12 protein-coding genes are annotated in these 13330 nt (G+C 43.2%); 8 read left to right on the top strand and 4 right to left on the bottom strand.

Annotated features, from left to right (window positions below; translation table 11 throughout):
* Positions 1–140 precede the first annotated feature (140 nt).
* The 3 genes from MKY63_RS09180 to MKY63_RS09190 all read right to left on the bottom strand — a co-directional run bounded on the left by MKY63_RS09180 (position 141) and on the right by MKY63_RS09190 (position 3355).
* Entirely contained in the window at positions 141–974 is an 834-nt protein-coding gene (locus MKY63_RS09180) for a carbohydrate ABC transporter permease (RefSeq protein WP_036687243.1), read from the bottom strand.
* Complete coding sequence (locus tag MKY63_RS09185) at positions 974–1816, bottom strand: sugar ABC transporter permease (protein ID WP_036687240.1); 843 nt, start codon at positions 1814–1816, stop codon at positions 974–976. Before MKY63_RS09185 ends, MKY63_RS09180 begins: the two co-directional genes overlap by 1 nt.
* Before the next feature lie 156 nt (positions 1817–1972).
* A complete protein-coding gene (locus MKY63_RS09190; RefSeq protein WP_036687237.1) occupies positions 1973–3355 on the bottom strand; it encodes an ABC transporter substrate-binding protein in 1383 nt (460 codons plus the stop codon).
* 333 nt (positions 3356–3688) lie between these two features.
* On the opposite strand from MKY63_RS09190, the gene MKY63_RS09195 reads away from it, so the two are divergent.
* Genes MKY63_RS09195 through MKY63_RS09205 form a run of 3 tightly spaced genes read left to right on the top strand, consistent with a single transcriptional unit; the run spans position 3689 to position 6817 of the window.
* Positions 3689–4339: an N-formylglutamate amidohydrolase gene (locus MKY63_RS09195; protein ID WP_052096712.1), complete on the top strand. Its 651-nt coding sequence runs from the start codon at positions 3689–3691 to the stop codon at positions 4337–4339.
* A complete protein-coding gene (locus MKY63_RS09200; protein WP_339812579.1) occupies positions 4305–5453 on the top strand; it encodes a hypothetical protein in 1149 nt (382 codons plus the stop codon). The genes MKY63_RS09195 and MKY63_RS09200 overlap by 35 nt, the downstream gene beginning before the upstream one ends.
* A 14-nt stretch (positions 5454–5467) precedes the next feature.
* Positions 5468–6817, top strand: a complete 1350-nt coding sequence (locus MKY63_RS09205) for a Mur ligase family protein (RefSeq protein WP_076101127.1) — start codon at positions 5468–5470, stop codon at positions 6815–6817.
* Here the strand turns inward: MKY63_RS09205 and MKY63_RS09210 are convergent.
* Entirely contained in the window at positions 6812–7609 is a 798-nt protein-coding gene (locus tag MKY63_RS09210; RefSeq protein ID WP_076274139.1) for a hypothetical protein, read from the bottom strand. The genes MKY63_RS09205 and MKY63_RS09210 overlap by 6 nt on opposite strands.
* A gap of 362 nt (positions 7610–7971) precedes the next feature.
* Here MKY63_RS09210 and MKY63_RS09215 point away from each other — a divergent pair, with 362 nt between their 5' ends.
* The 5 genes from MKY63_RS09215 to MKY63_RS09235 all read left to right on the top strand — a co-directional run bounded on the left by MKY63_RS09215 (position 7972) and on the right by MKY63_RS09235 (position 13330).
* Positions 7972–8865: a sugar ABC transporter permease gene (locus MKY63_RS09215; protein ID WP_339812583.1), complete on the top strand. Its 894-nt coding sequence runs from the start codon at positions 7972–7974 to the stop codon at positions 8863–8865.
* Positions 8862–9740 carry a carbohydrate ABC transporter permease gene (locus tag MKY63_RS09220; RefSeq protein WP_339812585.1) on the top strand — a complete coding sequence of 293 codons (879 nt, stop codon included), beginning with the start codon at positions 8862–8864 and terminating at the stop codon, positions 9738–9740. Before MKY63_RS09215 ends, MKY63_RS09220 begins: the two co-directional genes overlap by 4 nt.
* Before the next feature lie 52 nt (positions 9741–9792).
* Positions 9793–11178, top strand: coding sequence for a sugar ABC transporter substrate-binding protein (locus MKY63_RS09225; protein WP_076141426.1), 1386 nt, complete (start codon positions 9793–9795; stop codon positions 11176–11178).
* Positions 11179–11313: 135 nt separating this feature from the next.
* Positions 11314–12303, top strand: coding sequence for a LacI family DNA-binding transcriptional regulator (locus MKY63_RS09230; protein WP_076101123.1), 990 nt, complete (start codon positions 11314–11316; stop codon positions 12301–12303).
* A 31-nt stretch (positions 12304–12334) separates the two neighbouring features.
* Positions 12335–13330 (top strand): BadF/BadG/BcrA/BcrD ATPase family protein, encoded by a 996-nt coding sequence (locus MKY63_RS09235; protein WP_326046954.1) that lies wholly within the window; start codon positions 12335–12337, stop codon positions 13328–13330.

Here is a 13330-nt window from a genome sequence, read left to right on the forward strand (position 1 = left end):
TATCTATCAAACTCCTTAATCCTTATTCAACTTCATAGTCAAAATAAGAAAGCAGGGGATTCCTGATGGTCACCCATCAAGAAAAACACCCTACTCGCTTCTTACATGAATATTAATTTATTTAACGAGGTAGATCAAGCTTAACCCTTAACCGCACCTGCAACGACACCTTCGATGATGTACTTTTGACAAGTCAGGTAGAAAATGATGATTGGCACAATAGCTAAGACCAGCATCGCCATCATAGCTCCCATGTCAATCGATCCGTATCCACCTTTTAGGTACTGGATCGCAATAGGAATCGTTTTATATTCTGTACCAATCAGCAGGTCTGGCAATAGGAAGTCGTTCCATACCCACATTACATTAAGGATAGCTACAGTTACAGCAATAGGTTTCAGGATGGGCAATACCACTTTAAAGAAGGCCTGAGGTGGATTACAGCCATCAATCATTACCGCTTCTTCAACTTCAAGCGGGATAGACTTCACAAATCCGCTAAACATAAACACAGACAGCCCTGATCCAAACCCTAAATAGATTAAGATAATCCCAATCGGATTGTCGAGATGCAGCACGTTTGCAGTCTTAGTCATTGTGAACATAACCATTTGGAAAGGCACGATCATCGAGAATACAAACGCATAATACATCATACCTGTGAATTTGGACTTCACCCGGGTAATGTACCATGCAGTCATGGAAGTAAATAACACGATCACAGCCACCGAGCATACCGTGATAAACAAGGACATTCCGAAGGCACTGAAAAAATCAATCTTTGCTACACCACTAGTATAGTTCTTTAAACCAACAAATGTAGTCTCATTAGGGAATAAGAACGGCGTATCACTAATGTAGAACTTACCCTTGAAGGAGTTCATCAGAACAATAAAAATAGGAGATAAGAACGCAATGGCCAAGACCAACAAAATGGTGAATATGGAATAATCTTTTGCTCTAGTCTTTTGCATTAGTTCTCAACCTCCTTTCTTCTAGTAATGACAAGTTGTATTAAGGCGATTAAGGCTACTAAAGCAAAGAATACGACGGCTTTCGCTTGACCGACACCTTCCCATCCTGATTTTCCGTAGAATGTATTGTAGATGTCCAGTGCTAACATGGAGGTCTGCTTAGACGGAGCACCAGCGGTTAATGCTAAGTTCTGGTCAAACAATTTAAATGAATTGGATAAGGTTAAGAATAAACAAATAGTAATGGACGGCATTACGAGTGGAATAGTCACATTACGCAAAATCTTAGAACGTGAAGCTCCATCAATTCTTGCGGCTTCTACTATATCTTTAGGAACATTCTGAATACCTGCAACATAGATAATCATCATGTACCCTATCAATTGCCAATTCATAAGAACGATTAGTCCCCAAAATCCGTACGTTGCATCAGAGGTCAAAGTGACACCAAATTTGTACAAAATCCCATTAAAAATCAACTGCCAGATGTATCCTAATACGATACCGCCTATCAAGTTAGGCATAAAGAAGATCGTTCTAAATACGTTGGTACCTTTTAGCTTTCTAGTTAACAACATCGCCAAGATGAAGGCGAACACATTAATAGTAAGAACAGATAAAACTGTGAATTTAACGGTAAAACCTAATGCATTTAGAAACTCTTGATTCGAAAAAGCTTTAGCGTAATTGCCAAACCCTATCCATGTTGCATCATTGACTGTAGTAAACTCTGTAAAAGACAAATATATACCCAAAAGAAAAGGGATCACAAATGCAATTCCAAAGGCTATTATGGTCGGTAATGCAAAAAGAGCAAAATATTTTTTTATCGATTTTTCCATGGAGTCTTCTCCTATCTCAGTATGGAAAATGATGAAACGTAGCAAGATCCACTCAAATTGTTGCTTAGTGCCACTGAATCCCGAGGGAGCCCAGTGGCACTAAGCTTTTATCTGTATGACAACTGAGAGTTATTCAAGCATCTTTCCATGCATTTATTATTTTGCTTTTTCAGCCTTCCAAGTGTCCTTGAAGATGGTTACAACTTCATCCCAAGTTTTGTTTCCTTGAGCGTATTGCAAGAGGGCATCACCAAAGACGTTTTTGAATTCTTCACTTGGGAATGCTGCGAATGTCCAAGCTACAGAAGTAAGATCTTTTTCCATCCAAGCAGATACTTCTTTAGCAAGTGGATCTGCTGGTTTTTCGCTGTCTTCAAAGGTATTGAATGGAGCGATGAAACCTAGATCGTTAGTTACATAAGCTTTACCTTTTTCACTGGAGAACAACCATTCCAAGAAAGCGATAGAAGCTTGTTGGTTCTCAGCAGATACTTTGCTGTTGATTGCGAAATAGTTTTCTGTACCTACAGCCAGACCTTGTTTTTCTTCGCCTTCCATACCGGTGTAAACAGGCAAGAATTTGATTTCTTCAGCTTTAACTACGTTACCGTCAACATCGTTGATTTGTGACCAAGCCCAGTTACCGTTTTGAACCATTGCTGCGTTACCTAGTGCAAATTCAGCCATGGAGTCAGCTACGGATTTACTACCCAGCAAGGATTCTTTAGTTACAGAGTTCTTGATGTACAGATCGAAAATATTTTTAAATTTATCGTTGTATTTGAATTCAACTTCTTTAGAAGCTAGACCCGCAAGAACGGTGTTGTCAAACTCAGTATTGTCTTTGAATTCATAGTACAGCGGCAAGTTTGCAAGGTGAGTCTGCCATCTCCATTGCTCGCCAGCAGCGAGGGAAGTGGAGGCGAATACACCTTTAATGCCCAGTTGGTCTTTTTTAGCCGTCATATCTTCTACTACTGCCTTCAAAGTATCGAAGTTATTGATCTCAGTTGTGGTGGAGATCGATACCGCTTTATCAGCCAAAGCGAAGTATTTCTTCATAATTGCGTCGTTGTAGATGATGCCGTATCCTTCAACTACGTAAGGGATACCATACACGCCTTCACCTTCAGTTACAGCCAAGCTTTTGTCGGACAGATAGCTGTAAAGCTTAGTATCTTTCAAATCCAAGGTGTAATCTTTCCAGGATTGAAAACCAACAGGTCCGTTAATTTGGAAAATAGTTGGCGCTTCAGACTTGGAGATTTCGGATTTCAATTTAGTTTCGTAAGTACCCGCAGCAGCCGTTACGACTTTTACCTTAACTCCTGTTTCTGCTTCGTAATCCTTAGCGATCTTTTCATATATTTCTGCAATCTCAGGTTTGAAGTTCAAGAAATAAACTGACCCTTTTTTACCAGATGTAGCGTTTCCATCATTGGATGCAGAATTATTTTCTTTATTCCCACATCCTGCCGCTAAGACAACAACCATAGACATTACTAACATGAGCCCTAAATATTTTTTGATATTCTTCATTCTTCTTCCCCCTCGTACTTTTTATTAGATTACTTCGCATGAAGACGTTCCGATGCTCTCAGTGAAAATTATGTCAGCGTTTTCATTTGCTTAAGTAATCCCCAGCCTACTTTTTGGTATCCTTATCGGTATCCTTATCGGTAACGTTTTCAATTGAAATATTAGCACACCATTTTGAACTTTTCAATAGCTAATCTTTTAGAATCATTTTATGGAAAAACTGCCCACGGCAAACCTTGCAAGCGTTATAATAGATTCATCCTTATTCATGAATGGTGAATGCTTAGGACATACTAATGGTTAACGACCCATTAAATAACTATGAATAGGTGATTGCATATTTTATCTCTGATCGAACAGTATGAGCTACAATTCTCCAATAATAATTATTTTGGCGATATCGGGGTAGATCCCTCCTACTCGATTGTAGAAGGCTCCCTTCCTGTACTTGTCTCAGCTCCACATGCCATTAACCATTTTCGAGAACATGCTGTAAAACCAGCTGACATGTATACAGGCTCCCTTGCCCTCTTGTTACAAAAGCTCACTAATTGCTACTGTATTTATTCAAAGAGCTTCTCCAAAGAAGACCCAAATTACATCTTAGGCGGAGAATATAAGGCTGCGCTACGAGCGCTTGTCAAAGAACATCGCATTCAGTTTGTGATCGATCTGCACGGGGCTTCCAAACTTCGGGAGTTTGATATTGATCTAGGGACTCTGTACGGAACCTCTATACGAGAAAATAATTTAAATGACGTCGTAGGCATCTTTAACAATAATGGTATTACCAAAGTTCGACAAAATCATACATTTTCCGCATCCCATCCTGGAACGATTACTTCATATTGCGCTAAAGAATTGTTAGTTCAAAGTATTCAAATTGAAATTAATCGAAATTATCGTAACCCGAATGCGTTTGATTTATTCCAAAAAACCATTCATTCCCTTGAACAAATCATTAAACTATTGGGCGGTGTCTGACATTATTATCGAGCAAACCTTTACTATTCTAGACAAACAAAGCCTTCAACCTCGTGAAGAAATCACAATGAACTCTGAAGAGTTAAAGGAATTAGGTTTAGTCCAGCATATCTTCGTTGATCTTACAGCAGAGAATGGTGTGAAAGTCAGCTGTTTAATTTTATCGGCAGATGAGGTGCCAAGAGGTTCAATCCAATTATCCAAGCGGGCAAAGGACAAGCTTGGGGACTGCCTCACTACAGGATTAACTATAACGAAGCCAGAATACGACACAGTTCTTCGGGGAATTCCTAAAGTGGACGAGATTGCCAAACCCTATGTAAAAGCCTGTCCAGCACTCGTCCGTAAATATACGAATCAAGTAGAACTTATCAATCCCAAAAATGGCTTCCGGGTAAACCTAACTTTACGAGAAGATAGCACAGCCAAACCGAATACCCTTTACTTCAACAGATACATCATGTTATTGCTGGAAACCCATTCCGAGGGGCATGACCCATTAATCATTACTCGCGCTAGGACGCGTTCTCAACCCAAGCCAGGCATACATAAACTTATCAATCAACTGATCCAACGGCCCTTAAGTGCATTAGGGAACTTTTTTATTGGCAAAAGAGATCTCACCCTCAGAGTGGGCCATCCTTACCCTTTTGATGAGCACCAGAACTTATGCAGAATTCATCCGAATGTTAGAAAACTGCTAGGCATGGAAGAAACAGATCAGATCGTGATCTCCTATAATTCAAAACAAATCACCATCCCCATCTTAGACATCGATACGGAGCATATTGCCCAGTCGGTCAAGCTTCATGCGGATAATGAGCAGCTTAAATTTATCGACAGCCACTTATTTATCGGAATCACCGCCTTATCGCGTAACGAGTTAGAAATTCCAAGCATCGGCACATCAGTTACCGTAAAAAGAAGTATGTACTCCTTATTCCTAAAGCACTTAAACAAATTGGTCTTACCTGTTATCGCTTTGTTGTTCACCATAGTACAGCTATATAAAGATTTGAACTGGAGCATCGCTCTGACCGTCATCATTTCTCTTGTGTTACTTCCGATTATCATCTACACAACACTATCTGAGGAACGCGCCAAAATTAATTAAATGGAGGGATTTCCGTGGAATTCACTTCACAATCCCAAGTTGAAGATATGATCTACAGCTCTTATCTAAGAGCCATTAACAACATTACACAAACTTTGGATGAAGAAGTTAGAAAACCGGAGTTAACCAGAGTATTACTGGATGCAGTTGGAAGTCCGGATCGTAATCAAAAATACATACTGGTCACAGGCAGTAAAGGTAAAGGCTCCACCTCTAGATTTATCTCCTCTCTGTTAAGTCACTTGGGATATAAAGTGGGGTTATTCACCTCCCCTCACCTGGTGGATTTCAACGAAAGAATCCGGGTCAATGGGCAGGCAATAGCCACCGAAGATTTTGTACGATTAGGTAATGTAATTCGCGGGGGCTTCCACCAGATTGAGGAGCAGCTTGCTGCTGACGAATATCAAGGTCCGGTTGGGGTTGCTTTGGCTATTGCGGCTTTGTACTTTAAGGAGAAGGGTACAGATATCAATGTGATTGAATGCGGTAGAGGGGGAAGGTTTGATGACACCAATGTCCTGAGCAATGACTGGGCTGTCATTACCCCAATTATGGAAGAGCATGTAGCCCATTTGGGACCTGATCTGAGCAGCATTACACTGCACAAGCTGGGGATTGTCAAAAACAACACAACAAATGTCTATGTTAGCAAACAGAAATCGGGAGTTCTTGCGATCATGAAGGACAACCTCTCCTCCAACCCTGTGCAATATTATGAAGAACAGTTTTTAGCTGAATCTATCACAACCACTTCTATCGGGACTACTTTTGATGTCCGGACGAAGCAAGCCATTTATCCATCCTTGACCCTCCCGCTATTGGGACAGTTTCAAGCGGTCAATGCTGCTAGCGCAGTGTCACTTTGTGAAGAGATTACAGGGGGACCCTTGGATCAGGAGATCGTACACCACTGTTTTGAACAATTACAATGGCCGGGGCGTTGTGAAGTTATCTATCATGACCCGCTGACGATTATTGACGGAGCTATTCATAGAGATTCTGCAAGCTATCTGGCTGAACTTATTCAATTAGTGAATCCTGAGCGCAGCCGTACCGTCACATCCATCATCGGTGTCCCTAAGGATAAAGATTACACAGGGGTCATCGAAGTCATGAGCACAGTCTCGGATCAACTAATCGTAACCAAACCCGATATAAGCCATCTAATTTTCCCTACGGATGCCCTGCTAATCGCCAAAAGTTTTCTCAAAAAAAGTTCCGAATTCCCTTGTTTAGAGGATGCTCTTACGTATCTTAAAGAACAATCACCTTCGGAGATTATTGTAATCGTGGGTACGCAAACTCTAATCGGAAATGCCAAAAGATTATTCGGGCAATCGCTGCTGAATATCGGCTTATAACTGATTCATACGCTGAAGAATAACTTCCCTGTAAAGGTCTGAGAGGCCAGGTACTTCACTTGGATTTTGCTTGCAATATTCATCTAACATCACCTTATGGTTAACCTCAATCACCATCAAGCCTTGATTTGTCTCTAAGATATCTACTGAGCAGAAATCAAGGCCCAGCGCTTTAGAGGTCCGGGAGGCAAGCTCCGCCAGCGCCTCTTGTTTGGCCTGATCTTTCACCTCAATCGTAACAGCCCCGTTAATCAAATTATGCTTCCACGAACGAACTCTTTTTTTGCCAAGGAATACACGCGCCTGATAATTAAAAGTTACAATTCTATACTCAATCTCCGCTTCATAATAAGGACCTATTGCCCCATTAAGCTGTAAAGAAAATAATAAATCCAGCTTTTCATGCAGATCGGCTATCTCATTGATTTTGTACACATGATTTCCCTGCGCCCCGTTATCCTGCTTCATAACTACCTCCCCATTGCACGCTTGGAAATAACGCTCAGCCAATGGATATGGATTCAAATTGCTAAATTTGGAGTCTGGATGCGGCAAATAAATATGTTCTACGGCTGGGATATTCGCCTTATGCAAAACATCATAAGTTAGAGATTTACTCATGGCAATGATCGTAGAAGCACTGTTATTTAGTCCGATTTCAGCGTCTACCATCACAAATGATTTCACTCCATCTGTCGCTCTATATACGAAATTCGGTGTAATTTCCTCAAAGCCAATCCCTGAGGCTGTAACAGAATGCTGGATCATTTTTAAGTAAGGTCTAGTCGTCATTCAGTTTCCTCATTTCTAACAAAATATGACCAAGCCTAATCATAGCATGAGAAATATTAATAAAAAATAATAATATTACGTTATAATAGTTAACACATCCATCCCTCGAATCTTGTTTTAGGTCCGTTTTTCACAAAAATCGCAGAATATATGTTACGTTTAATGACTGATAGCGCTTTTATAGTTAAAATAAGTGTTGATTATTTAGTGATCATCCTCTATGATAAGCTTATTAAAGCGAATCAAAAAGTTAAAGCGGTTAAACTTTAATAACTTTTCACCTACTATTACTGCTAATTAATAGTGTTAGTATGATCAAAAGTTAAAGCGCTTATACTTTTAAAACGAGAGGTTGGTGTGTCATGATCAATCGCGAGAACAGGCGGCAGACGTTCTACATGTATCTGTTCATTTCTCCTTGGATTATCGGCTTCCTAGTATTCGCCCTGTATCCTATCTTATCATCGCTTTACTTCAGCTTTACTGATTATGACATCATACACCCACCTAAATTTATCGGGCTCGCTAACTACAAAGAGATGTTTCACAATGACCTGTTCTGGAAATCGGTGGTTGTCACGTTGAGATATACCTTCATCGGTGTACCTATCCAGCTTGCGCTCGGTCTTGGCTTTGCGCTATTGCTCCACCAGACCATACCTCTACGCGGCTTTTTCAGAACAGCAATGTATTTTCCAAGCATGGTATCCGGCGTGGCCATGTCCCTGCTGTGGTACTGGATCTTCAACCCGCAGATCGGGCTCTTCAATTACATCCTTTCCTGGTTCGGTATTCATGGACCGGCTTGGCTGATGAACCCAGACACTGCGCTATATGCCTTGATCATCATGACCTTCTGGACAGCAGGTTCAGGAATGATTTTATTCCTCGCAGGTCTGCAAGGCGTACCGGCAAGCTTGATCGAAGCCGCTAACCTTGACGGTGCAGGGCGCTTCAGAATCTTCCTGAACATTACCTTACCGATGATCTCTCCCGTGTTGCTCTTTCAACTAATTATGGGACTGATCGATTCCTTCCAAGTCTTTACCCAAGCTTTTGTCATGACTCAAGGGGGGCCGAATTACTCTACCTGGTTCTATGTCTATAATCTCTACACCAGCGCCTTCAAAGAATATCGTGCCGGTTATTCCTCAGCCTTGGCATGGGTGCTCCTTATCGTAGTTATGCTGTGCACCGCACTAATTATGAAATTGTCTAACCGTTATGTTCACTATGAAGGAGGCGGACGCAAATGAGTACAGTCAGAGCGCTAAACCCCCGGACTAAAGGAACAAAACGCCGCCGGAAAGCGGAGCCTGTTAAGATTTTCAGCTTTATTACTTTAGTAGTTACAACATTTCTGATGCTGCTTCCTTTGTTCTTCATGGTCTCCACTTCACTTAAGTCCAAACGTGAGATGCTGAAGTTCCCACCCACCTTTCTTCCGGAGAGCTGGCAGTGGAGCAATTACACAGAAATATTTGATACCCTGCAGTTCGGTACACTTTATAAAAACAGTCTGATTATCGCCGGCTTTAGTGTTGTGGGAACCTTGATTTCTTCGGCGCTAGTCGCTTATGGATTCGCCAGATTCAGAGGTACAGGTAATCAGGTGTGGTTCATCCTGCTGCTTAGCACCATGATGTTACCCTATCCAGCCATTATGATTCCGCAATTTGTACTCTTTTCGCAAATGAACTGGATCGATACCTTTTTACCCTTAATCGTGCCTGCTTTCTTCGGCTCTGCCTATAATATTTTTCTGCTGCGCCAATTCTTCTCTACATTGCCTGAAGAGCTGTTTGATGCCGGACGCATTGATGGCTGTGGCGAAATACGAATGTGGGCTACCATAGCAATCCCACTCTCCAAACCTGCACTTGCAACCGTAGCTATCTTTGCTTTTATCTACAACTGGAATGATCTGCTTACGCCAGTGCTTTACTTAAGCTCATCAGATAAGTTCACGCTACCCGTCGGGATGGCTTCTCTTACCTCATCGAGGTTCCGCATTCCACCTTGGCATCTGCTAATGGTTGCTTCGGTTCTAGCTATGGTCCCAATCGTTACGCTGTTTGCTGTAGCCCAGAAACAGTTCGTCGAAGGGATTGTACTTACAGGGATTAAGTAATAATCCGCCATAAGGCGGCCAAATATACTTGAAATCATGGAGGGTTTAGCTAATGAACAAGAACAGGAAAAGTATTGCACTTTTACTTGCAGCAACCATGCTCGTTGTTCTAGCCTTATCAGGCTGTAGCGGCGGCAAATCGGCGGGTAACGCCCTATCTGAAGGAGACGGTAGCTCTACTAATTCTGGAGGCAAAGCAGAAACGGTAACGATTACCCATTACACAATAGATTCAGAAGACCGCACATTTGTCGAAAAGTTAATCCCTGATTTCGAGAAGCAGCATCCGAATATTAAAGTGAAAGTGGAAAAAGCGCCATATGAGCAGTTCGACAGCAAGCTGCAAACGCTAATTGCCGGCGGCAAATCGCCCGACGTGACAAGTCACTGGGGGTATGGAGGTTTCGCAGAATACTACAATAAGGGTATGTTGCTCGATATGACCGACCTTATGAAAGAGGATGGTTTCAAGGCAGAGGATTACAGCATCCCAGAGAATCTGATGGGCATCTACAAGGTTAAAGATCACACTTACGGCATCCCGGTCAATATGTATGTCACCTTAATGCTCTATAACAAAGACATGTTTGATGCCGCCAAACTGACTTATCCAACAAGCGATTATGAAGATAAGAGCTGGACGTTTGAAAAAATGGTCGACGAAGCTAAACAAATGACGCTTGTATCCGATGATATTGCCAAAACTCAATATGGCGTAGACTTCACTTGGTCCGAACGCGATATGCGGCCATTATATTTTGGAGCGGAGCCTTACTCAGAAGATACATGGACTAATGGCGGCGTGCCTTCCGAGACTTATTTTGACTCCCCCGAGGTGATCGCTGCCTACAACAAGCTTTTTGATCTTGTCTTTAAGGATAAAGTCTCTCCTTCTTCCGAATGGAGCAAAAGCGTAGCTGGACAGAACGGTGATCCCTTTGTTGCTGGTAAAATCGGCATGTCTATCGGAGGCTCATGGAACCTTGCAGGCGCAAATGACTTCCCCTTCAAAATTGGCGTTGCTGCTGTCCCATGGGGAGGCAACGATAAGGTACGCAGCACCCTTTATGTCGATCCGCTGCTGATCTTGAAGGACTCCAAACATCCGAAGGAAGCTTTTGAATGGATCAAATACCTGATCACAAGCGAAGTGCAAGAGAAATCCATTGAGCTTAGTGGCGGTAACCCGCCAGTCAACACCGAAGCTGCAGAAGCTTACTATAAACATTTTGACGGTATCGATCCACAGGATATCAAAAATGTCTACGAGGGTGCTGTTAACTACGGCTTCGAATCCTATAACCACTTAATCACCAACTACTCGCAAATTAATGACATGTTCATTAATGAATTGCAGCCAGTAGAAACTGGACATAAGACGGTTGAAGAGGTGATGGCGACGATTCAGAAGAAGGTTACAGAGATCATTCAGCGATAACTGTTTGGCAGGTATACCGCCCCCTTTAGGGACGGTATACCTGCGTGAAATCATACGTTTAGCGGACAGTCTGCCAACCCTGTATACTGAAAGTAGAAAACAGGATCGGAAAATCTGCCGTGAGGAGAATTAAAGATGAAAGTGAGTATTTTTGATGTAGCCAAAAAATCCGGATTATCCGTTGTAACCGTATCCCGGGTGTTAAATGGGGCCGAATCGGTGCGTGAGAATAATCGCCAAAAGGTACTGGAGGCAATTAAAGAGCTGGATTACCGCCCTAATGCTGCGGCACGCAGTCTGGCAAGCGGTAAGACGGGAATTATCGGCATTATTGTCACTACCCTGCAAGATTCCTTTTTTGACGCAGTGGTCAAAGAGCTGAATGAAATATTAGCGATGCATGGTTATTTTTTAGCCATATCTATCTCAACAGGCATCGAATCGGATGACAGCCATTATTTAATTCAGGAGGATCGTGTAGACGGTTTAATTCTGCTCTCTCCAATGGAAGAGGACAATTATATTGTGGAGTTAAAACGGCGGGGTATCCCTTATGTGCTGATAGATAATCAGAAGCCCGAAAATGATACCTACTCCATCACGATCGACAACTTCAAGGGGGGATATGCAGCTACGCGTCATCTGCTGGAGCTGGGACATACTTCAATCGCTCATCTCTGCGGTCAGGAAATGTTCCGGAGTACGCGGGAGCGGCGCAGTGGATTCCTACAGGCGCTTCAGGAACAAGGGCTGACCCCCTTTGAGATCGTACCAGGTGATTTCGATATTGGTATGGGATACGATACCTGCAAACGTTGGCTGAAGGAAGGAAAGCTGCCCACCGCCGTATTCGCCGGGGATGACAATATCGCGCTAGGAGTCATCAATGCCCTGATGGAAGCGGGTATTCAGGTACCCGAAGAGGTGGCAGTGGTCGGCTATGACGATCATTATATTGCTTCACAGCTTCATCCACATCTGACAACAATACGTCAGCCTGCGGATAAAATCGGGCTGGCAGCCGCGGATATGCTGCTCAAACGCATCTCTGGAAAGATGAAACGCGGAGCCGGGATGCGGATTGATCCGGAACTTATCGTACGTGAGTCTACCGGAGCTGAGTAGATTAAATTTTATACACTAGGAGTGACGACCATTGACTTACTACTTGGGGATCGATGGGGGAGGCACGAAAACCTATGCTCTGCTAAGCGATGAACATGGCAATGTTCTTGGTAAAGGCAAGAGCGGTAACGGCAACCACCAGACAGGCGCCCTTGAGGCCGCCAACAGTATTCAAGAGGCCACATTCGGGGCACTGGCTGAAGCCGGACTCCGGTTGGAAGACATCCAGCATACCTATCTCGGACTTGCCGGTGCTGATCGCGAGGCCGACTACGCTATTCTCCATCCGATGATACGCCAGATAGGATTCACCAAATACACTATTAACTGTGACACTATGATCGGTCTACGCGCCGGAACGAATCGCCCATATGGTGTCGCGCTCATCTGCGGCACCGGCACCAATTCAGCAGGCAGAAACCTGCAGGGAGAGCATTATCAATGCGGCGGCTTTGACTATATGTACGGTGATTTTGGCGGAGGTGGCGCACTCAATATTGAGGTGTTTCGTTCCGTTATCCGAGCTTGGGACGGCCGGGAACAGCCCACCCTCTTAACAGGCTTACTGCTAAAAATGCTAGGTTATGAGGAAGTTGGGCATATGTTTCACGATTTCCTCGATCATTGGAAAAAAGTCCCTGTAAATGTTGCTCGCCTGCTCTTTGAAGCAGCAGCTGAAGGAGATGCCGTAGCGTTGGAGATTTTACATCGGCAAGGGGTTGAACTAGGTAAGTCTGCGGCAGCTATCATTCACAAGCTAGGCATGGAGCAGGAGACCTTCGATGTGGTGCTGGCAGGAAGTCTGCTAACCCGAGGGGATCGCGGTTGGATTCGCCAGCCTATCGAGAAAGCTGTACATGCTGCAGCCCCTCAGGCAACCGTGGTTACCCTTGCCACAGAGCCTGTAGTCGGTGCAGTATGGTCAGCTATGGATCAAGATGGATTGGCCCTTAGTAGTGAAGTATATGACAAAATGCGGAAATTTCAGGATTATGAATCGATCAAACAAACTACAAGACAGGAGTGA

The organism is Paenibacillus sp. FSL R7-0189 (assembly GCF_037969925.1).
Taxonomy (GTDB): domain Bacteria; phylum Bacillota; class Bacilli; order Paenibacillales; family Paenibacillaceae; genus Paenibacillus_AQ; species Paenibacillus_AQ odorifer.

What these genes read in the sequence shown, in the direction of transcription:
- MKY63_RS09220 (WP_339812585.1), top strand. Translation starts at nt 8,862, where the DNA reads ATGAGTACAGTCAGAGCGCTAAACCCCCGGACTAAAGGAACAAAACGC.
- MKY63_RS09180 (WP_036687243.1), bottom strand. Translation starts at nt 974, where the DNA reads ATGCAAAAGACTAGAGCAAAAGATTATTCCATATTCACCATTTTGTTG.
- MKY63_RS09225 (WP_076141426.1), top strand. Translation starts at nt 9,793, where the DNA reads ATGAACAAGAACAGGAAAAGTATTGCACTTTTACTTGCAGCAACCATG.
- MKY63_RS09185 (WP_036687240.1), bottom strand. Translation starts at nt 1,816, where the DNA reads ATGGAAAAATCGATAAAAAAATATTTTGCTCTTTTTGCATTACCGACC.
- MKY63_RS09190 (WP_036687237.1), bottom strand. Translation starts at nt 3,355, where the DNA reads ATGAAGAATATCAAAAAATATTTAGGGCTCATGTTAGTAATGTCTATG.
- MKY63_RS09215 (WP_339812583.1), top strand. Translation starts at nt 7,972, where the DNA reads ATGATCAATCGCGAGAACAGGCGGCAGACGTTCTACATGTATCTGTTC.
- MKY63_RS09230 (WP_076101123.1), top strand. Translation starts at nt 11,314, where the DNA reads ATGAAAGTGAGTATTTTTGATGTAGCCAAAAAATCCGGATTATCCGTT.
- MKY63_RS09210 (WP_076274139.1), bottom strand. Translation starts at nt 7,609, where the DNA reads ATGACGACTAGACCTTACTTAAAAATGATCCAGCATTCTGTTACAGCC.